Below are 21,796 nucleotides of genomic sequence, written 5' to 3'. Positions count from 1 at the left end.
GTCTACGTCGTCTCCGTTTCCTTGGCCCACTGCACGATGGCATCGACGATGCCCTGCAGCGGTCCGTGCGAGGTGTCGAAGGTCACATCGGCCACCTCGTCGTACAGTGGCCCGCGCTCGGCGGCGATGCGCACCCACCGGTCCACGGGGTCGTCGGCGTCCAGCAGGGGGCGGCTGCCACCCCCGATGCGCTCGCGCACCACACGCGGTGAGACCGTCAGCAGCACGACACGGTGCGACTGCAGCCGCGCCCGGGTGCCCGCATCGAGCACCGCGCCGCCGCCGAGGGCGACGACGCCGCCGTGCGCGAGAGCCTGCTGCACGGTGTCGCGCTCGATCGTGCGGAAGTGCTCTTCGCCGTGTGTGCGAAAGATCTCCGGGATCGGCCCGTGCTCCGCGGCGATCATCTTGTCGGTGTCGACGAACGGCAGCCCCTGCGCGCGGGCCACCCGTTTGCCGACGCTCGTCTTGCCGGCCCCCATGGGCCCGACCAGCACGAGAGCGTGTGCGGTGCGCGACGGGTCAGGCGAGGTCATGCTCGACGAGTGCGGCCTCCGACGCGGGCGTGGTGCGCAGCGTCTCGGGGATCGCCGCCAGGTAGCCGTCGAGATTGCGGCGGGTCTCGCCGATGCTGTCGCCGCCGAACTTCTCGAGCACGGCCTCGGCGAGCACCACGGCAACCATGGCCTCGGCGACGACGCCGGCGGCGGGGACGGCGCACACGTCGGAGCGCTGGTGGTGCGCCGACGCGCTGTCACCGGTCGCGATGTCGACGGTGCGCAGCGCGCGGGGCACCGTAGCGATCGGCTTCATGCCGGCGCGCACGCGCAGCACGGTGCCGGTCGACATGCCGCCCTCGGTGCCGCCTGCGCGGTCGGAGCCGCGGGTGATGCCGGCGTCGACGGCGAACAGCTCGTCGTGTGCGGCCGATCCGCGTCGGCGGGTCGTCTCGAAGCCGTCGCCGACCTCGACCGCCTTGATCGCCTGGATGCTCATGAGCGCCTGGGCGAGGCGTCCGTCGAGACGACGGTCCCAGTGCACGTGGGAGCCCAGGCCGGGGGGCAGGCCGTACGCCAGCACCTCGACGATGCCGCCGAGCGTGTCGCCGTCCTTGCGAGCGGCATCGACCTCCGCGACCATGAGCGCCGATGTCGCCGGGTCGGAGCAGCGCAGCTCGTCGGCATCGAGGCGATCGACGTCGTCCGGTGTCGGCAGCGGTGCTCCCTCGGGCACGGTCACAGGTCCGATCGACAGCGTATGGCTCACAAGCCGGATGCCCAGCTCGCCGAGGAACGAACGCGCGATCGCCCCGAGGGCGACGCGTGCGGCCGTCTCCCGGGCACTCGCCCGCTCGAGGATCGGCCGTGACTCGTCGAAGTCGTACTTCTGCATGCCGACCAGGTCGGCGTGCCCGGGGCGCGGCCTCGTCAGCGGGGCACCCCGGCCGCGTGAGCGGTCGGTGAGCTCGACCCGCTCGGCGCTCATCACCTCGACCCACTTGGGCCACTCGGTGTTGCCGATGCGCACGGCGATCGGGCTGCCGAGCGAGAGCCCGTGGCGTACGCCCGCCGACAGCGTGAGCTCGTCCTCCTCGAACTTCATCCGTGAACCGCGCCCGTAGCCGAGCTTGCGGCGCGCCAGATCGGCGCGGATGGCGTCGAGGGTGATCGGGACGCCCGCGGGCAGCCCCTCCATGACGGCGATCAGCTCGGGGCCGTGCGACTCCCCTGCTGTAAGGACACGAAGCATCCCGCCATTGTCCCACGAGCGCAGGTGACGTCGACTCACATGACGGCGGTGCGCATCGCCTCGAGCACCGCGGGCTCGTCGGGCAGGATCTGCGACGGGTCGCCCGTGCAGAAGATGCGCACCTGCAGCAGCGCCTGCTGCACCAGCATCCCCGACCCGTTCACCGCCGTGCCGCCCGCGTCCGCGAACGCGGCGGCGAGCGGTGTCGGCCACGTGCCGTACACGACGTCGTAGAGCATGCCACCCGAGTGAGCGACCGCTGTCGTCACCGCGGTGCTCAGCGCGACGTCCCCGGGAAGGGTGGCCACGGTCAGCGCGACCGGGGCGTGCTCTGCGTCGTCGAGGGAGGCTGCGTGCACCTCGACGCCGAGTGTCTCGCCCAGTGCACGAAGGGGCTGCACGGCCGAAGGGCGGCGGGCGGCGACGTCCACGCGCTGCGCGCCGAGGTGCGCGAGCGCCGCGAGTGCCGATGTGGCCGTGGCGCCGGCGCCGATGATGCGTGCGGTGTCGATGCCGTCGAAGCCGTGGGTGCGCAGGTCGCATACCAGGCCTCCGACATCGGTGTTGTATCCGCGCGGCCCGCCCTCGACGCCGACCACGAGCGTGTTGACCGCGCCGGTGAGGGTGGCGGCCTCGTCCCGGGTCGCGGCGGCGCGGTGCGCGAGGCCCTTCAGCGGATAGGTGAGCGACAGTCCGCGGAACCCCGGGTCGAGGCCGCCCAGCTCACGGTCGAAGTCGTCGGCACCGACCTGCCGGCGCCCGTACGACCACGGCAGCCGCAGCACCGCGTAGGCCGCGGCGTGCAGCGCCGGTGAGCGGCTGTGGTCGATCGGGTCGCCCCACACCTCCAGCGCGTCGCCGTGCCGCATGGTCACGGGTCAGCAGCCGGAGTCGGGATTGTCGGCGCACCACTGCTGCATCTGCGCGACATACCGCAAGTGCTCGGCATACCTGTTGGTGAAGACGGTCTCGCCCGTGTCCATGTTCACGGTCACGAAGTACAGCCAGGGTCCGTCTGCCGGGTGCATGGCGGCATCGATCGCCAGATCGCCCGGGTTCGCGATCGGCCCGAGCGGCAGGCCGGTGTACACATAGGTGTTCCACGGGTTGTCGTCGTACTGCGCCTCCTCCGAGGTGCTCGCCGAGCCGTCGTGCAACTGCCCGAAGCCGAACTGCGCCGTCGAGTCCATCTGCAGATAGCCGAAGGTCTCGGAGTTGTTCGGGTCGAGGCGATTCTGGATCACCCGCGAGACCTTGTAGAAGTCCTCCGCGAAGCGCGCCTCGCGCTGGATGATCGATGCGATTGTGAGGATCTCCTCGCGCCGGTCGACCGGAACCACGGCGGCGTCGAGGGACTGCACCGCGCGGTCGACCATCGTCCGGATGATGTCCTGCGCGGTCACACCCGGATCGAACGTGTACATCGCCGGGAACAGCCATCCCTCGAGCGTGTCGGCCGTCACGCCGTAGTCGGCGGGCGTCGACACCGCCGCCTGGAAGTCTTCGAGCGGCATGTCCATGCTTTCGGAGAGGATCCCGATGGTCGCCGCGACCGTCAGTCCCTCGCGCACCAGAGCGGAGTTCTCGAGCTTGTTCTCGGGATTCTGCAGCGCCTCCAGCGCGGCCGCCGAGGTCATCTGCAGCTGCAGGCGATATACGCCGGGGTAGAACGTCGGGTTCTGCTGGGTCTCGATGAGCATGTCGTAGAACGCCGAGCCGGTCTTGGTCACCCCGGCTTCGAACAGCCGCTCGGATATGGTGTGGGGCACCTCCCCCTCCGCGATCGTCACCAGAGCCTCGCCGTGCGCCAGACCGGGCTCGAAGTCTTTCGGCTCCTCCCAGCCGAGCACTGCGCGGATCTGATCCTCGTAGGCGTTCCACGCCCACACGCCGACACCCACGGCGCCGCCGAGCAGCAGGACGATGATGCCCAGCGCGATCCAGCCGCCGACGCGCCGCTTCTTCTTCGGCTTGCCGGTGTAGGGGTCCTGTTCCGCGGACGGGGTGAAGAGGTCGTCGAGGGTCGGCGTCGCCGGGGCGGCGGAGACCACGTCCTGCTCCGTTGCGGCCGCACCGGTGCGCACCGCCGCTTGGCGCGCTTCGCGTCGCGACGTCGGCGGGAGCGAGGGATCGGACATCAGACTTCGGGCTCTCGGGATGTGGGTACGGTTTCACCGGGTGCGCGTCCTGTGCGCTTCTCCACGTCCAGCGCCTGCTGGAGCAGCACGACGGCGGCGACCTGATCGATGATCCTACGCGAGGAACGCTGAGTTCTGCCGGAGTCGCGCAGCGCGGCGTGCGCAGAGACGGTGCTGAGGCGTTCATCGACCAGGCGCACGGGGAGAGCGGATGCCTCGGCCACCGCCGCCGCGAAGTCCCGAGCGTCGCGAGTCGACGCGGTGTCTTCGCCGTGCAGGTTCAGCGGAAGGCCGATGACGACCTCGATCGCCTCGTACTCCGTGGCCAGCTCGACCACCCGGCGCACTGGATCGCCCGTCTGGCGCGGCACGGTCTCGACGGGCGTGGCCAGCAGGCCGTCCACGTCGCTGCGCGCGACCCCGACGCGAGCCTTCCCGACGTCGACACCCAGCCGCGGACCGCGGCGGAAGCCTTCGGCATCCACCCGGATCAGGCCTTCAGCGCGTCGCGCACGGCCGCCAGCGCGGCCGGGGTCGCCGCAGCATCCGCCCCGCCGCCCTGGGCCACATCGTCGCGACCGCCGCCACCACCGCCCAGCACGGCGGCAGCTGCTTTCGCCAGCAGCCCGGCCTTCGCGCCGGCATCGCGGGCCGCCGGTGTCGTCGCCACGATGACCACCGGGCGTCCGTTGGCCTCACCGGCGAGAGCGACCACCCCGGCAGCAGAGTCGAGTCGATCGCGCACGGCAAGCACGAGGGAACGCAGATCGTCGGCAGATCCGACAGTGCCGATCACCTCGGTCACGACCGTGAACGCGCCCTCGGTCGTCGCCGCCGCAGCGAGGGCGGGGGCCTTCTCGGTCAGCGACTTCGCCTCGAGCGCGGCGATCTTCTTCTCGGCGGCCTTGAGGTTTGCGGACAGCTCGGCGATGCGTGCCGTCAGCTGATCGCGCGGCGTCTTCAGTGTGCTCGTCAGCTCGGTGACGATCGCACGCTCCGCGGCGAGCGACCGGAACGCGTCGAGGCCGACCAGCGACTCGATACGACGATTCGACGCGCCCACCGACGACTCGCCCACGAGCGAGATCAGCCCGATCTCGGCGCTCGAGCCGACGTGCGTGCCGGCACACAGCTCGCGCGACCACGGGCCGCCGATGTCGACCATGCGCACTTCGTCGCCGTACTTCTCGCCGAACAGCGCCATGGCGCCGGCCGCCTTGGCCTCGTCGAGGGTGACGACCCGGGTCTCGACGGCGAGGTTGTCGCGGATCGCGTTGTTGGCGATCTCCTCGATCTCGGTCCTGGTCTCGGGCGAGAGCGCCTGGCCCCAGGTGAAGTCGAAGCGCAGATAGCCGGCTCGGTTAAGTGACCCGGCCTGGGTCGCGCTCTGGCCGAGCGTGTCGCGCAGCGCGGCGTGCACGAGGTGCGTCGCCGAATGCGCCTGCCGCGCGGCCCGGCGATTGGCGGCATCCACCACCGAGGTCGCCGCCGACCCGACGGCCACCTCGCCGCTGGTCACCTCGACCGTGTGGCTGACCAGTCCCGGCACCGGGCGCTGCACGTCGAGCACCTGCAGCTCGAACCCGGGCCCGACGATGACGCCCTTGTCGGCGACCTGGCCGCCCGACTCGGCGAACAGCGCCGTCTCTGCAAGCACGACCTCTGTGACCTGTCCCTGCGCGGCGCGGTCGGCGGGGTGCCCGTCGACGAGCAGTCCGAGCACCGTCGACTCGGTCTCGAGGTCGGTGTAGCCGGTGAACACCGTCTCGCCGCGCCCGCGCAGCTCGCGGTAGACGCTCGTGTCGGCGAGCTGGCCCTTGCGGGCACGCGCGTCGGCCTTGGCCCGCGTGCGCTGCTCGTGCATCAGGGCGTCAAAGGCCGTGCGGTCGACCGTGAGCCCTGCCTCCTCCGCGATCTCGAGCGTGAGATCGATCGGGAACCCGTAGGTGTCATGCAGCAGGAACGCCTCGGAGCCGGCGAGCGTCGTTCCTCCGGCGTCCTTCGTCTGCGTCAGCGACTCGTCGAGGATCGCCGAGCCGGACGCCAGCGTGCGCAGGAACGTCGCCTCCTCTGCCAGCGCGTATTGCTCGATGCGCGGGTAGTCCGTCTCGACCTCGGGATATGCCTGCTTCATCGCGTTGCAGGATGCCGCGAACAGCACGGCGAACGTCGGCCCGCCGACGCCGAGCAGACGCATCGAGCGGATCGCCCGTCGCATGAGGCGGCGCAAGACGTAGCCGCGGCCCTCGTTCGACGGAGTGACGCCCTCGGAGAGCAGCATGAGCGATGAACGCACGTGGTCTGCCACGATGCGGAAGCGCACGTCGTCGTCGTGATTCACGCCGTACGGCCGCCCCGACAGCTCCACCGCGGCGTCGAGCACCGGGCGCACCTGATCGGTCTCGTACATGTTGTCGACGCCCTGTTTGAGGAAGGCGACGCGCTCGAGGCCCATGCCGGTGTCGACGTTCTTGTTCGGAAGCTCGCCCACGATGGAGAAGTCGTACTTCGAGGTCACATCGGCGATCTCGTACTGCATGAACACGAGGTTCCAGATCTCGACGTAGCGGTCGTCGTCGGTGGCGGGGCCTCCGTCGATGCCGTAAGCCGGACCGCGGTCGAAGAAGATCTCCGAGCACGGGCCGGCAGGGCCGGGCAGCCCGGTGCTCCAGTAGTTCGTGTCCTTGCCGAGCCGCTGGATGCGCTCCTCCGGCAGTGACGACAGCTTCAGCCATAGGTCATGGGCCTCGTCGTCCTCTTCGTACACGGTGACCCAGAGCTCTTCGGGGTCGAAGCCGAGACCGCCCTGTGCGTCGGGGGTGGTCAGCAGCTCCCACGCGAAGCGGATCGCACCCTCTTTGAAATAGTCGCCGAACGACCAGTTGCCCAGCATCTGGAAGAACGTGCCGTGCCGGGGCGTGTGCCCCACCTCTTCGATGTCAAGGGTGCGCAGGCACTTCTGCACGTCGACCGCACGTGGGTAGGGCGCCGGGACGTCGCCACTGAGATACGGGATGAACGGCACCATGCCGGCGATCGTGAACAGCAACGCGGGGTCATCGGTGACCAGGGGCGCCGACGGGACGATCGTGTGCCCGTTCTTCTCGAAGTACTGCAGGAATCGGCGCGAGATCTCCGCGGTCTTCATGCACGGTCCTCGCTGCTGCCGGCGTGCGCCTCGGCGCTCCGCGACTCCTGCTCGCGGTACGCCTCGGTCATGCGGTCGGTGAACGCGCCGATGCGTGCATCGACCTCGGCGAGCAGCTCGTGGCCCCGAGGGTTCTTGTCGAGGAGATGGGCGGCGACGAAGCCGCCGACGACACCGAGCAGAAACCAGATCAGGCTCTTCATGGTGACCATCGTAAGGGAAGGGAAGAGGGCGCCGGGGGGTGCGCCCCCGACGCCCTCTCGAGCGATGCGCGTGTGCGCGGATCAGCGCGCCGCGTAGTACTCCACGACGAGCTGCACGTCGCAGACGACGGGAACCTCGGCTCGCTTCGGGCGCCGCACGAGGCGGGCCTGCAGCTTGTCGAGCTCGACCTCGAGGTAGCCCGGGACCGGGGGCAGCACCTCGGCGTGTCCACCGGCAGCAGCGACCTGGAACGGCTCGGTTCCCTCGCTGCGGGCCTTGACGTGGATGAGCTGGCCCGGCTTCACACGGAACGACGGGCGGTCGACGAGCTCGCCCTCGACGAGGATGTGGCGGTGCACGACGAGCTGACGCGCCTGCGCCATCGTACGGGCGAAGCCCGCACGCAGCACGAGCGCGTCGAGGCGCATCTCGAGCTGCTCGACGAGGTTCTCACCGGTCAGGCCGTCCTTGCGGCGGGCCTCTTCGAACTGGATGCGCAGCTGCTTCTCGCGCAGGTTGTACTGCTCGCGCAGGCGCTGCTTCTCGCGCAGGCGGACGGCGTAGTCACTGTCGGCCTTGCGCTTGGTGCGGCCGTGCTCGCCCGGAGCGTAGGGACGCTTCTCGAGGTAGCGGGCGGCCTTGGGAGTGAGCGCGACGCCGAGCGCGCGCGACAGACGGACCTTGCGGCGGTCCTGAGCCTTCGAAGCCATGATTGCCTTCCTGAACGCGGCCGTGCGTTTCACGACGCGCGGACGTATCTCCCGCTCCTCGCCCTCACCGGACTGCACGCCGAAGCACACCGGCAGGTCTTGATCAGAGGAGGGGGATGCCCAAAAACTCGGTTTCGAGCCGATCTAGTGTATCAAAGTGCGGCGGGCGGCTCACTGCCCGCCGAGGATGCGCCGGATCTTCTCGAGGCGCGCCTGCACTTCGCGCTCGGCGCCGAGCGCCTTGGGCTCGTAGTAGCGGCGCCCTCGCAGCTCGCCGGGCAGGTACTGCTGGCGGGCGACACCGACCTCGGTGTCGTGCGGGTAGAGGTAGCCCTTGCCGTGGCCCAGGCGCTTCGCCCCGGGGTAGTGCGCGTCGCGAAGATGCGTCGGCACCCGGCCGAAGCCGCCGGTGCGGACGTCGGCGATGGCCTTGTCGATCGCCAGATACGCCGCATTCGACTTTGCAGCGGTGGCGAGGTAGGCGGTCGCCTCGGCGAGCGGGATGCGCCCTTCGGGCATGCCGATGAACGCCACCGCATCGGCGGCGGCAACGGCGATCTGCAGTGCCTGCGGGTCGGCGAGCCCGATGTCCTCCGCGGCTGAGATCACCAGGCGTCGGGCGATGAAGCGCGGGTCCTCCCCCGCTTCGACCATGCGTGCCAGATAGTGAAGCGCGGCATCCACGTCGGAGCCTCTGATCGACTTGATGAAGGCGCTGATCACGTCGTAGTGCTCGTCGCCCTGCTTGTCGTAGCGCAGCAGCGCACGGTCGACGGCCTGCGCGACATGCGCCGCGGTGACCGCCGGGGTCTCTCCCTCCTCGGCGACGGGAAGGGATGCCGCGGCCTCCAGTGCCGTGAGTGCCCGCCGGGCATCGCCCGAGGCGAGGCGCACCAGGGCGGCGCGTGCGTCGTCGTCGACGCGCACACTGCCGGCGAGGCCGCGCGGGTCGTCGACGGCACGATCGAGCAGCATCCCGACGTCCTCGTCGGCCAGCGGCCGCAGCGTGAGCAGGAGTGAGCGGGACAGCAGCGGCGAGATCACCGAGAACGACGGATTCTCGGTGGTGGCGGCGATCAGCACCACCCAGCCGTTCTCCACACCCGGTAGCAGGGCGTCCTGCTGGGCCTTCGTGAAGCGGTGGATCTCGTCCAAAAAAAGGATGGTCGACTGACCGTACAGATCGCGCTGGTTCACGGCATCCTGCATCACCTCCCGGACGTCCCGCACGCCGGCGGTCACCGCCGAGAGCTCGACGAAACGGCGCCCCGACGTGCGGGCGATCGCCTGTGCCAGGGTCGTCTTGCCCGTCCCCGGCGGGCCCCACAGGATCACCGACACCGCTCGCTGGGATCGGGCGTCGGCGGCGGCCAGCTGTACCAGAGGCGAGCCGGGCGCGAGCAGATGCTGCTGACCGGCCACCTCGTCGAGCGACGCGGGGCGCATCCGCACCGCCAGCGGTGTCTGGCGATGAGCGTCGCCCGCGAACAGAGCGGTCGGGGTCGTCACCCACCCAGGCTATCGGCGGCCTCCGACGCGATCGGTTTGGGCCGCCCACCGCCCAGTGCGTAAAGTCGTTGCGGGTCGGCAGGTGATCCGGACGAGGAGGGCACGTGGCCACGGGCGGCAGATCCCCTAAGGCGCGCAGCGAGCGCGAGGAGCGCGAACGCGCACGTGTCTACCAGGCGCGCGCGCAGTTCCACGACGCGCGGATCCGGCGCCGCACCCGCGACAACGTCGTCGCCGGCGTGGTCGGCGGGCTGCTCATCGCCGGTGTCATCGCCGGGCAGATCGCGTACTACGTCGTCGGTCCCGGGGCGCCCGAACCGGTGCCGACCCCTACTCCGACCGTGACCGACAGCACCGGTCCTACCCCGACGCCGTACCCTGGTACGCCGACGCCGTCGCCGACCCCCTGACGGGGCACCGGGCCGTACTAGGGTTAAGCGAATCGCCGAACATCGGCACCCGCCCCGACGATTGAGCCCACGTGACCGCGCCCGCAGACAAGCCCGAAGACACCACTCCGCCGACGCCGGAACCCGCGAAGCCGGTGCCCACGCCGGCGGCGATGCCGCGCCCCGTGCCCCGGCCGGTGCCGCGTCCCGCAACGGTCGCTGCGGTGCGCACGACGCCTGCCGAGGAGTGGGGACGCGTCGCCGAGGACGGCACCGTCTCGGTGCGCGAGGGCGACCAGTGGCGCCAGGTCGGGCAGTACCCCGACGGGACGCACGACGAGGCCCTGGCATACTTCACGCGCAAGTTCACCGACCTCGCCGACAAGGTGGCCCTGCTCGAGCAGCGCCACCGGGGCGGCGGAGCTTCGGCATCTGAGTTGCGCACGGCGGCCGCCCGCCTGGTCGACGAGGTCGACGGTGCCGCCGCCGTCGGCGATCTGGCAAGCCTCGCCGGCCGGCTCGACGCACTCACCGACACCCTCGGCGCCGCCAGCGCAGAGGAAGCGGCGGCGGCACGGGCCGCGGTGGACGAGGCCGTGCAGCAGCGCACCGTGCTCGTCGAGAGCATGGAGAAGCTGGCTGCGCGCGACCCCAAGTCGATCCAGTGGAAGCAGACCACCGCCGAGGTCAACGAGCTGTTCGCGCAGTGGCAGGCACAGCAGCAGGCAGGGCCGAGGCTGTCGAAGGCGGCCTCTCAGCAGCTGTGGAAGCGGTTCCGCGACGCGCGGGCAACCCTCGATCGGCACCGGCGCGAGTTCTACGCCGATCTCGACGAGACCCACAAGGCCGCACGCGACCGCAAGTCCGCCCTGGTGGCGAAGGCCGAGGCCCTGGCGCCCAAGGGCGAGGACGGCATCCCCGCATACCGCGACCTGCTCGACCAGTGGAAGAGCTCCGGACGTGCGGGGCGCAAGGCCGACGACGCGTTGTGGGCCCGGTTCAAGGCCGCCGGCGACGTGCTCTATGCGGCTCGTGCCGAGCGCGACAGCGCCGAGGTCGAGGCGTCCCTCGAGAAGATCGAGCAGCGGCGTGCCTTGCTCGACGAGGCCAAGGCCGTCGCCGACGAGAAGGACCTCCGAAAGGCCCGCACGCAGCTGACCGGCATCCAGCGCCGCTGGGACGAGATCGGCCGCATCTTCCCCCGTGACAAGGAGCGCGCGCTCGATGACGAGCTGCGCAAGGTCGAGCAGGCGCTGCGCGCGAGGGAAGACGCCGACTGGAAGCGCAACAACCCCGAGACCCGCGCCCGCGCCGACGACATGACCCAGCAGCTCACCGACGCCATCGCGAAACTCGAGGACGAACTGACGGCAGCCCGTGCGGGCGGGGATGCCACCGCGATCGCCGCCGCAGAGGAAGCCCTGGCTGCCCGCAAGGCGTGGCTCGGCGCCCTCGGACGCTGATCGCGGCAGGTTGTCCACAGGCGCCCCCGGTGCTCGGCGGAATACGCCACGCTGAGAGGGTGCCCCCGACGCAGACCGAACGGTTTCTGTACTTCGCACATCGCGCACTGTCGCCCGCCGAGTTGTCGGCGGCGCGCCTCGACGGGCACCTCGTGGAGGTCGGCGAGGGATACATCCCGGCCGACGCCGTCGAGACGGTCGCCCTTCGGGCCGCATCGCTGTCGCCGATCCTCGGCGATCAGCTGGCGGCGATCCGGCTCAGCGCCGCATGGGTGCACGGCGTCGTCGACGACCCGCCAGTGCGCCACGCCGCCCAGCGTGCCGTCGCGCACCGCATCACCACGATCGTCGACCGGTGCCTCGAATACCGCGACGGGGTCGTCGAAGGGCGGGACCTGCTGCGCATCGGCGGCGTGCTCGTGACGACCAGACCGCGCACCCTCGCCGACCTGAGCCGCGATCTGGTGCTGGGCGACGCCGCACCGGCGGTGGTTCGCGCCGTCGACGCGATGTCGGCCGATCCGACGACGACACGGGAGGCGATCGTGAGCCTCGCTCTGCACGAGGGCGTGCCGGGCAGACCGAAGGCGCTCGACCTGCTGCGCGAGCGGGAGCGGTGCGCTACGACGATGTGACGCGATACACGTCGTAGACGGCGTCGATGCGCCGCACGGCGTTGAGGACGCGGTCGAGGTGCACCGTGTCGCCCATCTCGAAGACGAACCGGCTGATCGCCAGCTGGTTGTTCGTGGTCGACACGGTCGCCGAGAGGATGCTGACGTGGTGCTCGCTCAGGACCCGGGTGACATCCGACAGCAGCGCCGACCGGTCCAGCGCCTCGACCTGGATCTGCACAAGGAAGACGCTCTTCGACGTCGGCGCCCACTCCACCTCGATCATGCGTTCGGGGTCGGCCATGAGCGCCTTCACATTCGTGCATGCGCGCTGGTGCACCGACACGCCCTGCCCGCGCGTGACAAAGCCCACGATTGAGTCTCCCGGCACCGGCGTGCAGCACTTGGCGAGCTTCACGAGGATGTCGGGCGCCCCCCGCACGAGGATGCCGGCATCGCTGCCCCGACCGCTGCGCCGGCCGCCGACCGGTGGAAGATCGATGGGGCCTGTCGTCGCTTCTGCCGCCCGGACCAGAGCCGTCACCTTCTCGAGCACAGACTGCGTCGAGACGTGGCCCTCGCCGACCGCCGCATACAGCGCGGTGACATCCTCGTACCTCAGCTGCTGCGCGACCTCGGCGAACGAGTCCTGGCTCATCAGCCGCTGCAGCGGCAGATTCTGGCGGCGCATCGCGCGGGCGATGGCATCCTTCCCCTGCTCGACCGCCTCGTCGCGACGCTCCTTCGTGAACCAGCCGCGGATCTTGCTGCGCGCGCGGGTGCTCTTGACGAAGCCCAGCCAGTCCTGACTGGGTCCCGCATCCGGATTCTTCGACGTGAAGACCTCGACGACGTCACCGCTCTTCAGCTCGGTCTCCAGCGGAACCAGGCGGCCGTTGACCTTCGCACCCATGGTGCGATGCCCGACCTCGGTGTGCACGGCATACGCGAAATCGACGGGGGTCGCCGCGGTGGGCAGGCCGATGACCCGACCCTTGGGAGTGAAGACGTACACCTCCTTCGCACCGATCTCGTAGCGCAGCGAATCGAGGAACTCCCCCGGGTCGGCGGTCTCGGCCTGCCAGTCCGAGATATGCGCCAGCCAGGCCATGTCGGCATCGGTCGTGCGTGATGACGCCTTGCCCCCGTTGACCTGCTCCTTGTACTTCCAGTGGGCCGCGACGCCGAACTCCGCCTGCTGGTGCATCTCGTGCGTGCGGATCTGGATCTCCACCGTGCGGCCCCCCGGGCCGATCACCGTCGTGTGCAGCGACTGGTACAGATTGAACTTGGGGGTCGCGATGAAGTCCTTGAAGCGACCGGGAAGCGGCGTCCAGCGCGCATGGATGGCACCGAGCACGGCGTAGCAGTCGCGCACGCTGCCCACCAGCACACGGATGCCGATGAGGTCGTAGATGTCGTCGAACTCGCGACCGCGCACGACCATCTTTTGATACACCGAGTACAGCTGCTTCGGCCGGCCGACGACCCGGCCGCGGATGCGCAGTTCGCGCAGGTCTTCGTCGACGGCGCTGATCACCTTCTGCACGTACTCCTCGCGCTGCGGCGTGCGCTGCCGCACAAGCGACTCGATCTCGGCGTAGATCTTCGGGTGCAACACTGCGAACGACAGATCCTCGAGCTCGGACTTGATGGCCTGGATGCCGAGCCGGTGCGCCAGCGGAGAAAAGATCTCGAGTGTCTCGGTCGCCTTCTTCTGCGCCTTCTCGGGAGGTACGAATCCCCATGTACGCGCGTTGTGCAGGCGATCGGCGAGCTTGATGATCAGCACCCGGATGTCCTTCGACATCGCGACGATCATCTTGCGTACAGTCTCGGCCTGTGCCGCGTCGCCGTACTTGACCTTGTCGAGCTTGGTGACCCCGTCGACGAGCATCGCGACCTCGTCGCCGAACTCGTGCGTCAGCTGATCGAGCTCGTAGCCGGTGTCCTCGACCGTGTCGTGCAGCAGGGCCGCGGCGATCGCGCGTGGGCCCAGACCGAGGTCGGCGAGGATCTGGGCGACGGCGACCGGATGGGTGATGTACGGCTCGCCGCTGCGGCGCACCTGCCCCTCGTGCGCCCGTGCAGCCACCGCGTACGCACGCTCGATGACGGCGAGGTCGCCCTTGGGGTGATTGGCGCGCACCGTGCGCAGCAGATGCTCGACGTCGTCGCGACGCAGCGACCGCGAGAAGATACGGGGAACCAGCCGACGCAGCGACGGCGGGGCGGTGGAACCGCCCGCGGGCGATGCGGTCTCCGTCATCTGCTCACCTCCCGGGCTCGTCCGCCCATCCTACGCCGGGGCGGCGCTGCACCGTCTCAGCGGACGGTGCGGCACGATCAGGCGTCGACGGCAGCCAGTTCGCGTGCGGCGAGCACTCGCGCATTCCGTGTCTTGATCTCCTTCTCGTTCTCACGGAAGAACGCGAATAGCGGAGCGGCCACGAACAGCGTCGAGTACGCCGCGACGATGATGCCCACGAAGATCGCCAGCGAGATGTCGCTGAGCGTGTCGGCGCCGAGCCAGATCGCACCGATGAACAGGATCGCTCCCACTGGCAGCGCGGCCACGACGGTCGTGTTGATCGATCGCACCAGCGTCTGGTTCACCGCGAGGTTGACCGACTCGCCGAAGGTCCTGCCGGATTGCTCCCCGTCCTCACGCGTGGTCTCTCTGACCTTGTCGAAGACGACAGTGGTGTCATAGAGCGAATACGCCAGGATCGTCAGGAAGCCGATCACGGCCGCAGGCGAGATCTCGAACCCAGCCAGCGCATAGATGCCGACGGTGATCACGAGCACATCGAGCAGACCGATGATCGCCGCGGCCGACATCTTCCACGTGCGGAAGTACAGCGCCAGGATCAAGAAGGTCAGCGCCAGAAAGATCGCCAGCCCCCACAGCGACTGACGCGTGACATCCGCACCCCAGCTGGGCCCGATGAAAGACGCGGTCACCTCATCGACGGGCACCTGGTATGCGTCGGCGAGCGCCGCGCGCACGGCCTGTGTCTCGTCGGCGCTCATCTGGTCTGTCTGCACCTGCACGGCGTCGTCACCGACGGTCGCCACCTTCGAGGTCGCACCCGGCACGACGGATGCGACGGCCTGGCTCGCAAGCGACTGGTCGGCGCTGCTCACCCCGGATACCGTGAACTTGGACCCCCCGGTGAACTCGATCGAGAACTGGATCGGCCGGAACAGCGGCACCAGCGCGGAAGCGACGACCAGCACGAGCGCAAGCGCGAACCACAGGCGACGGCGGCCGACGAAGGGGAAGGAGACCTTGCCGGCATACAGGTCGTTGCCGAGACGGCTCATGCGGCCCATCAGTGGTCCCCTTCCTTCGTGCTGCCGGAACTGGTGGATGCCTCGCCGCCCGTGCCGGCCGAGGCCAGCTCGGCGCGCTTGCGCTCGGCGATGGTCTGCCTGCGCTCCGCCTCGCCGCGGGACTTTCCCGCGCGGCGGGCGGCCTGCCCCTTGGCGGTGGCGGCCACCGGTGCGCGGAACTGCGCGCGGCCGCGGTACACGGCACCCAACGCCTCCGGATCCATGCCCGACAGCGGGTGCCCGTTGCCGAAGAATCGCGTGCGGGCCAGCAGCTGCATCACCGGGTGCGTGAACACGACGAAGATGAGCACGTCGATGACGGTGGTCAACCCCAGTGTGAACGCGAAGCCCTTCACCGTCGCGTCGGCGAGGATGTACAGCACCACGGCGGCGAGCACGTTCACCGACTTGGAGATGTAGATCGTGCGCTTGGCGCGGTCCCAGCCGTCCTCGACGGCGCCGGTGATCGACTTGCCATCGCGCAGCTCGTCACGTATTCGCTCGAAGTAGACGATGAACGAGTCCGCGGTGAAGCCGATTGACACGATGATGCCCGCGACACCGGCCAGTGACAGCCGGAAGCCCATTCGCCACGCCAGGATGCAGATCGCGAGGTAGGTGATCACGGCCATCGCCATGAGCGAGGCGATGATCACGAAGCCCAGGGCGCGGTAGGTGATGAGCGAGTAGAGGGCCACCAGTGCCAGACCGATGAGACCGGCGATCAGGCCGATCTGCAGCTGCTGATCGCCGAGGGTCGCCGAGATCGTGTTCGAGCTGACGACCTCGAAGCTGAGCGGCAGCGCGCCGTACTTCAGCTGGTCGGCGAGGACGCGGGCGCTGTCCTGCGTGAACGATCCCGAGATCGAGGGTCGTCCGTCCGTGATCACCGCGTTCATGCGCGGCGCCGAGATCACGTCGCCGTCGAGCACGAACGCGAACTGGTTGCGGGGTGCCTCCAGGCCGAACAGGCGCGTGCTGACCGTGGCGAACTGCTTGGTGCCGTCGGCGTCGAAGGTGAGCTGCACCTCCCACTGCCCGTTCTGCGCGTTCTGGCCGAAGCTGGCGTCGTCGATCGCGGAGCCGTCGAGCTCGACCGGCCCGAGGATGTATTTCGCGGTGCCGTCGGCCTCGCAGGTGATCAGCGGCTGGTCCTTCGGCTCGTTGGCCGGATCGTTGGCCGGATCGGCGCAGTCGTAGGCACGGAACTCCGCCTGCAGCCGAGGCGTGATCCAGTTCATGTCGCTGCCATCCGTGGGCGTGGCTGTTGGTGTGGACTCGAGGGTAGGGTCCGGCGACGGGTAGGGCGTCTGGTTGCCGTCCTCGCCGATGAAGCTCGTCGCCGGGGTGTCGACGAACAGCACCGAGCGCAGCTGCAGCTGCGCCGACGCCTCGATGCGCGCCCGCGTCTCGTCATCGGCCTGTCCCGGGATCTGCACGACGATCTGGTTGCCGGCCTGGGTGGTGATGTCGGCCTCGCCGACGCCGGAGGCATCCACTCGCTGGCGGATGATCGCCGCGGCCTGGTCCATCTGCTCCTGCGTGGGCGCCACGCCATCGGGCGAGGACGCCTGCAGTACGATCTGCGTGCCGCCCTGCAGGTCGAGGGCGAGCTCAGGTGTCCACGAGCTCTTCTGGAAGACGTAGACGCCGAGGGCGTTGATGCCGCCCAGCACGGCGACGATGATCAGGAGTGCCAGCAGTGCGCGCCACGCATGGCGGACAGGGGTCGATGTGGCCACGGAATCGCTTTCTCAGTGCACGCCCTTGTGCGGGCGAGAGGGTCAGTCCTCGGTCTTCTTGCCCTGTTCGGTGTCCGAGTTCTTCTCACCGGAGACCTCGGGCTCGATCGGAGCGATGTAGCCCTCGGTGACGTCCGCGGCGTATTCGGCCTGGTGCTCCTCAGCGGCGAGGAACTCCTCTTCCGAGAGGATGTCGGACGGTGTCACGACCCGCAGGATCGCCTGGCTGTGCACCTTCAGCTCGACACCCGGAGCAACCTGGATGAGGGCCGGCTGGTCGAGGTTCTCGGGGTCGTACGAGACGACCTTGCCGTAGAGGCCGCCCTGCAGCAGCACCTCGGCGCCGGGAACGGTCTCACGGGCCTTCTTCTCCTGCTCGGCCTTCATCCGCTGCGTGCGCCGCCGCGAGCTCCAGAACATGAACACGAGGAGCACAGCCAGCAGAAGGAGCAGACCGTATTGCGAGAGGAAATCCATACGAAGGACATCACCTTTCGGGTGGGGCACACCGCAGGACGGCGGCAGGCAAGGAGGGGTGCAGGCGAGAGGCCTTCAGGAATTATAGGTCATCGAATCCGAGCACGCTCTCAGCGCGGGCGCCGCCGAGGTGCGCGTATGCGGCCGGAGTGGCTGTGCGTCCGCGTGGGGTGCGGCCGATGAATCCGATGCGCACAAGATAGGGCTCCACGACGCTCTCGACCGTCTCGGCCTCTTCGCCGACCGCCACGGCGAGCGTCGACAGTCCGACAGGTCCGCCGCCGAAGCGATGCACGAGCGCGTCGAGCACGGCCCGGTCGAGGCGGTCGAGACCGATCGCATCGACGTCGTACAGCTCGAGCGCGGCGGACACGGCAGCGAGATCGGCATCCCTGCCCCCGCCGTGCACGAGTACGTAGTCACGCACCCGACGCAGCAGACGGTTCGCGATGCGGGGTGTGCCGCGAGACCGCCGGGCGATCTCGAAGCGCGCCTCCGGCTCGATCCGCACGTCCAGCATCGTCGCCGAACGCGAGATCACCCGTTCGAGGTCTTCTGCTTCGTAGTACTCGAGGTGGCCGGTGAAGCCGAATCGGTCGCGCAGCGGATTGGGCAGCAGGCCCGAGCGGGTCGTCGCGCCGACGAGGGTGAACGGGGCGAGGTCGAGAGGGATGCTGGTGGCCCCCGCGCCCTTGCCGACCATGATGTCGATGCGGAAGTCCTCCATCGCCAGATACAGCATCTCCTCCGCCGAGCGCGCCATGCGGTGCACCTCGTCGATGAAGAGCACTTCACCGGGCGTCAGGCTCGACAGCAGAGCGGCGAGGTCTCCCGCGTGCTGGATGGCAGGTCCGCTCGACAGCCGCAACGGGCGATCGCTCTCGTGCGCGACGATCATCGCCAAGGTGGTCTTGCCCAGGCCCGGGGGGCCGGAGAGCAGGATGTGGTCGGCGGATCGCTGCTGTAGCCGAGCCGCCTCGAGAAGCAGCTGCAGTTGACCGCGCACCTTCGGCTGGCCGACGAAGTCGCTGAGCGAAAGTGGGCGCAGGGCGCCCTCGATCGCGAGCTCGGACTCGTCCACCGGTTCTCGGTCGTCGCGGACGTCACCCATGTGCAGGCTCCGTGGGGCGCGCCGGTCCGAGCTGTGCCAGCGCCAGGCGCAGGAGGGCGCTCACCGATCCCTTGTCTGCTTCGGATGCGCCGGAGACGACACCGTCGAGCACATCGATTGCGGTGCGCTCGTTCCAGCCCAGCCCGACCAGAGCCGCGGTCACCTGGGACAGCACCGGTGCTGAGTCGCTGGCAGCGGGTGCCGGTGTCACCGGCACGACGGCGAGCTTTCCCGCCAGATGAACGACGATGAGCTTGGCGGTCTTCGGCCCGATGCCCGAGACCCGGCGGAACGGCGCATCGTCCTCGTCGGCGACCGCGGCGGCAATGGCGTCGACCGGCATCCCGGCGAGCACACCGAGTGCCGACTTCGGGCCGACCCCGGGCACGCCCAACAGCTGCAGGAAGACGACCAGCTCATCGCGCGTGGTGAATCCGAACAGGGCCAGTGCATCCTCGCGGACGACGAGGTGTGTGTGCAGGTGCAGCTCGCTCCCGACGTGCGCTTCCCGCACGATGTCGGGGGGCACCGCCACGCTGAAACCCACGCCCCCGACCTCGACGATCATCGTGTCGGTGTCGATGTGCAGCACGGTTCCGCGCAGGGACGAGATCATGCTGTCAGCCTAGGCCGAAGTTCGGAGCTTTGTTCTAGCGACACGCACTCAGCGCCGCGCCGCACGCTCGGCATCCGTCCAGGCGCGCTGCGCGGGGGTGAGCGGGGCGGTCGGTGCCGTCGCCGTGCCGCCGCGCCACGCATGGCACAGCGCCAGTGCGAGGGCGTCTGCGGCGTCGGCGGGGCGCGGCAGGGTGTCGAGCCGCAGGATGCGCGCGACCATCGTCTGTACCTGCCGCTTGTCGGCGGCGCCGTACCCGGTGATGGCGGCCTTCACCTCGGTGGGTGTGTGCAGGGCGGCGGGCAGACCGCGCTCGGCCGCCAGCAGCAGCGCGACGCCGCTGGCCTGCGCCGTGCCTATCACGGTGTGCCGGTTCTGCTGGGCGAAGACGCGTTCCACGGCGACCACATGGGGTTCGTGCTCCTCGAGCAGGGACCGGAGCCCGCGCGCCACCGCGGCGAGCCTGCCCTCGATCGGGTCGCCGGGCGCAGAACGCACGACGCCGAGATGCACGAGGGCTGCTGAGCGGTCGGGTGCAACGTCGACGATGCCCACGCCGCACCGGGTGAGCCCGGGGTCGATGCCGAGCACGCGAAGAGTGGATGCCACTCCCCCACGCTATGCGGGCGGCTCCGGCCGTGCGGCGGGGCGCGCCGTCAGTCGTCGGCTTCGAGCTCGGCCTGCACCTCAGCCGTCAGATCGAAGTTGCTGAACACGTTCTGCACGTCGTCGCTGTCCTCGAGCGCATCGATCAGACGGAATACCTTGCGGGCAGTGACGGCGTCGATCTCGATCTTCAGCGACGGCACGAACTCGACGTCGGCGGATTCGTAGTCCAGGCCCGCGTCCTGCAGGCCCTTGCGCACCGTGACCAGGTCGCTCGCCTCGGTGATCACTTCGAACCCCTGGGCGTGCGGCTCGACTTCCTCGGCGCCTGCCTCGAGGGCAGCCAGCATGACGTCGTCCTCGGTCGTGCCTTCGCCGGAGACGACGATGACGCCTTTGCGCGAGAAGTTGTACGCCACCGATCCGGGGTCGGCCAGCGACCCGCCGTTGCGGCTCAGTGACGTACGCACCTCGGCGGCAGCGCGATTCTTGTTGTCGGTGAGGCACTCGATCATCAGCGCGACGCCGTGGGGTCCGTAGCCCTCGTACAGGATCGTCTGGTATTCGACGGCGTCTCCGCCGATACCCGCACCGCGCTTGATGGCCCGGTCGATGTTGTCGTTGGGGACAGAGGTCTTCTTGGCCTTCTGGACCGCGTCGTAGAGCGTCGGGTTGCCGTTCAGGTCGGCACCGCCGAGCTTTGCGGCGACCTCGATGTTCTTGATGAGCTTGGCGAACGACTTGGCACGGCGCGCGTCGATGACGGCTTTCTTGTGCTTGGTCGTCGCCCACTTGGAGTGGCCGGACATGCGGTCGATTCTACCTAACCGGGCACGGTGGCTTCGCGCCAGGCGGCGGCCTGCGCCACCAGCAGGGCATGGAAGCGCAGCTCGGCGCCGACCTCGGGGTGGAACGCGGTGGCCAGCAGCGACCCCTGCCGCACCGCCACGATACGGCCGTCGTCGAGACGGGCGAGCACCTCGACGTCGTCGCCGGCCTGCTCGACGAGCGGGGCGCGGATGAACACCGCGTGCACGGGGGGCGCGCCGAGTGCGGGCACTGCGAGATCCGTCTCGAAAGAATCGACCTGGCTGCCGAACGCATTGCGGCGCACCGTGACATCCAGTCCGCCGAAGGTCTGCTGCCCCGCGATGCCGTCGCTGATCCTGTCCGCCAGGAGGATCATGCCGGCGCACGTTCCGTACACCGGCATGCCGGAGGCGATGGCGTCGCGGATCGGCTGCTGCAGCCCGAAGGCCCGCGTCAGCTTGTCGATCGTGCTCGACTCGCCGCCCGGGAGCACCAGGCCGTCGACGGTCGCCAGCTCGGTCGGGCGCCGGACCAGCTCCACGGTGGCGCCCAGCCGGTGCAGAGCGGCGGCGTGCTCGCGCACGTCGCCCTGAACGGCGAGGACCCCGATGCGGGGGCGGCTGGTCACCAGCCGCGCTCAGCCAGGCGGTGCGGAGCGGGCAGGTCGGCGACGTTGATGCCGACCATGGCCTCGCCGAGACCGCGCGACACGTCGGCGATCACCTTCGCGTCGTCGTAGAAGGTCGTCGCCTTCACGATCGCCGCGGCACGTTCGGCCGGGTTGCCGGACTTGAAGATGCCCGAGCCGACGAACACGCCGTCGGCGCCGAGCTGCATCATCATCGCCGCATCGGCCGGAGTGGCGACCCCGCCCGCAGTGAAGAGCACCACCGGAAGCGCACCTGTCGCCGCGACCTCCGCGACGAGGTCGTAGGGCGCCTGCAGCTCTTTCGCGGCAACGAAGAGCTCGTCGCGCTCGAGCGAGGTGAGACGTGCGATCTCGCCCCTGATGGTGCGAATGTGCTTGGTGGCTTCGGAGACGTCTCCGGTGCCTGCTTCGCCCTTGGAACGGATCATGGCCGCACCCTCGGTGATGCGCCTGAGGGCCTCGCCCAGATTGGTCGCACCGCAGACGAACGGCACGGTGAATCCCTGCTTGTCGATGTGATTGCCC

General features: G+C 69.5%; 21 protein-coding genes and 1 pseudogene. 3 read left to right on the top strand and 19 right to left on the bottom strand.

Features of this window, described 5'->3' with window-relative positions; all coding sequences use genetic code 11:
* Nucleotides 1-2 precede the first annotated feature (2 nt).
* The 9 genes from ACK5IN_RS03485 to ACK5IN_RS03445 all read right to left on the bottom strand — a co-directional run bounded on the left by ACK5IN_RS03485 (nt 3) and on the right by ACK5IN_RS03445 (nt 9,458).
* The gene (locus ACK5IN_RS03485; RefSeq protein WP_416894828.1) at nt 3-536 is read right to left on the bottom strand and encodes a shikimate kinase; all 534 of its coding nucleotides are present in this window, start codon (nt 534-536) and stop codon (nt 3-5) included.
* Nucleotides 523-1,749, bottom strand: coding sequence for a chorismate synthase (aroC, locus tag ACK5IN_RS03480; RefSeq protein ID WP_416894827.1), 1,227 nt, complete (start codon nt 1,747-1,749; stop codon nt 523-525). The genes ACK5IN_RS03485 and aroC overlap by 14 nt, the downstream gene beginning before the upstream one ends.
* A gap of 35 nt (nt 1,750-1,784) precedes the next feature.
* The gene (locus tag ACK5IN_RS03475) at nt 1,785-2,618 is read right to left on the bottom strand and encodes a shikimate dehydrogenase (protein ID WP_416894841.1); all 834 of its coding nucleotides are present in this window, start codon (nt 2,616-2,618) and stop codon (nt 1,785-1,787) included.
* 9 nt (nt 2,619-2,627) lie between these two features.
* On the bottom strand, nt 2,628-3,887 hold the full coding sequence (gene mltG / locus ACK5IN_RS03470) for an endolytic transglycosylase MltG (RefSeq protein ID WP_416894826.1): 1,260 nt from the start codon (nt 3,885-3,887) through the stop codon (nt 2,628-2,630).
* Nucleotides 3,887-4,372: a Holliday junction resolvase RuvX gene (ruvX, locus tag ACK5IN_RS03465; protein ID WP_416894825.1), complete on the bottom strand. Its 486-nt coding sequence runs from the start codon at nt 4,370-4,372 to the stop codon at nt 3,887-3,889. The genes mltG and ruvX overlap by 1 nt, the downstream gene beginning before the upstream one ends.
* Before the next feature lie 5 nt (nt 4,373-4,377).
* The gene (alaS, locus tag ACK5IN_RS03460) at nt 4,378-7,035 is read right to left on the bottom strand and encodes an alanine--tRNA ligase (protein WP_416894824.1); all 2,658 of its coding nucleotides are present in this window, start codon (nt 7,033-7,035) and stop codon (nt 4,378-4,380) included.
* Nucleotides 7,032-7,238 (bottom strand): hypothetical protein, encoded by a 207-nt coding sequence (locus ACK5IN_RS03455; protein ID WP_416894823.1) that lies wholly within the window; start codon nt 7,236-7,238, stop codon nt 7,032-7,034. Before ACK5IN_RS03455 ends, alaS begins: the two co-directional genes overlap by 4 nt.
* Nucleotides 7,239-7,319: 81 nt before the next feature.
* A complete protein-coding gene (gene rpsD / locus ACK5IN_RS03450) occupies nt 7,320-7,949 on the bottom strand; it encodes a 30S ribosomal protein S4 (protein WP_416894822.1) in 630 nt (209 codons plus the stop codon).
* Nucleotides 7,950-8,120: 171 nt separating this feature from the next.
* Nucleotides 8,121-9,458, bottom strand: coding sequence for a replication-associated recombination protein A (locus ACK5IN_RS03445; protein ID WP_416894821.1), 1,338 nt, complete (start codon nt 9,456-9,458; stop codon nt 8,121-8,123).
* Between the two features lie 104 nt (nt 9,459-9,562).
* Between ACK5IN_RS03445 and ACK5IN_RS03440 the strand changes: the two genes are divergently transcribed.
* From ACK5IN_RS03440 to ACK5IN_RS03430, 3 genes are all read left to right on the top strand, one after another.
* Entirely contained in the window at nt 9,563-9,868 is a 306-nt protein-coding gene (locus ACK5IN_RS03440) for a dioxygenase (RefSeq protein ID WP_416894820.1), read from the top strand.
* Nucleotides 9,869-10,020: 152 nt separating this feature from the next.
* Nucleotides 10,021-11,310 (top strand): DUF349 domain-containing protein, encoded by a 1,290-nt coding sequence (locus tag ACK5IN_RS03435; protein ID WP_416894840.1) that lies wholly within the window; start codon nt 10,021-10,023, stop codon nt 11,308-11,310.
* Between the two features lie 59 nt (nt 11,311-11,369).
* A complete protein-coding gene (locus ACK5IN_RS03430) occupies nt 11,370-11,945 on the top strand; it encodes a hypothetical protein (protein WP_416894819.1) in 576 nt (191 codons plus the stop codon).
* Here the strand turns inward: ACK5IN_RS03430 and ACK5IN_RS03425 are convergent.
* The 10 genes and pseudogenes from ACK5IN_RS03425 to ACK5IN_RS03380 all read right to left on the bottom strand — a co-directional run.
* Nucleotides 11,932-14,193 carry a RelA/SpoT family protein gene (locus ACK5IN_RS03425; protein WP_416894818.1) on the bottom strand — a complete coding sequence of 754 codons (2,262 nt, stop codon included), beginning with the start codon at nt 14,191-14,193 and terminating at the stop codon, nt 11,932-11,934. The two genes, ACK5IN_RS03430 and ACK5IN_RS03425, sit on opposite strands and share 14 nt — an antisense overlap.
* Nucleotides 14,194-14,270: 77 nt before the next feature.
* Entirely contained in the window at nt 14,271-15,260 is a 990-nt protein-coding gene (secF, locus tag ACK5IN_RS03420; protein WP_416894817.1) for a protein translocase subunit SecF, read from the bottom strand.
* Nucleotides 15,260-17,002, bottom strand: coding sequence for a protein translocase subunit SecD (gene secD / locus ACK5IN_RS03415; RefSeq protein ID WP_416894816.1), 1,743 nt, complete (start codon nt 17,000-17,002; stop codon nt 15,260-15,262). The genes secF and secD overlap by 1 nt, the downstream gene beginning before the upstream one ends.
* 42 nt (nt 17,003-17,044) lie before the next feature.
* Entirely contained in the window at nt 17,045-17,479 is a 435-nt protein-coding gene (locus ACK5IN_RS03410) for a preprotein translocase subunit YajC (RefSeq protein ID WP_416894815.1), read from the bottom strand.
* Nucleotides 17,480-17,561: 82 nt separating this feature from the next.
* Nucleotides 17,562-18,590 (bottom strand): Holliday junction branch migration DNA helicase RuvB, encoded by a 1,029-nt coding sequence (gene ruvB, locus ACK5IN_RS03405; RefSeq protein ID WP_416894814.1) that lies wholly within the window; start codon nt 18,588-18,590, stop codon nt 17,562-17,564.
* On the bottom strand, nt 18,583-19,206 hold the full coding sequence (ruvA, locus tag ACK5IN_RS03400; RefSeq protein WP_416894813.1) for a Holliday junction branch migration protein RuvA: 624 nt from the start codon (nt 19,204-19,206) through the stop codon (nt 18,583-18,585). Before ruvA ends, ruvB begins: the two co-directional genes overlap by 8 nt.
* A gap of 48 nt (nt 19,207-19,254) precedes the next feature.
* Nucleotides 19,255-19,815 carry a crossover junction endodeoxyribonuclease RuvC gene (gene ruvC, locus ACK5IN_RS03395; protein WP_416894812.1) on the bottom strand — a complete coding sequence of 187 codons (561 nt, stop codon included), beginning with the start codon at nt 19,813-19,815 and terminating at the stop codon, nt 19,255-19,257.
* Between the two features lie 47 nt (nt 19,816-19,862).
* On the bottom strand, nt 19,863-20,621 hold the full coding sequence (locus ACK5IN_RS03390) for a YebC/PmpR family DNA-binding transcriptional regulator (protein WP_416894811.1): 759 nt from the start codon (nt 20,619-20,621) through the stop codon (nt 19,863-19,865).
* A gap of 14 nt (nt 20,622-20,635) precedes the next feature.
* Nucleotides 20,636-21,253 (bottom strand): pyridoxal 5'-phosphate synthase glutaminase subunit PdxT, encoded by a 618-nt coding sequence (gene pdxT, locus ACK5IN_RS03385; protein WP_416894839.1) that lies wholly within the window; start codon nt 21,251-21,253, stop codon nt 20,636-20,638.
* Nucleotides 21,247-21,796, bottom strand: a pseudogene (locus tag ACK5IN_RS03380) (pyridoxal 5'-phosphate synthase lyase subunit PdxS); the annotation flags it as partial. The gene pdxT and the pseudogene ACK5IN_RS03380, both read right to left, overlap by 7 nt.

This window comes from Microbacterium sp. (assembly GCF_047971895.1).
In the GTDB taxonomy this organism is placed as follows: Bacteria; Actinomycetota; Actinomycetes; order Actinomycetales; family Microbacteriaceae; genus Microbacterium.
This window is presented reverse-complemented; position numbering and strand designations above follow the sequence as displayed.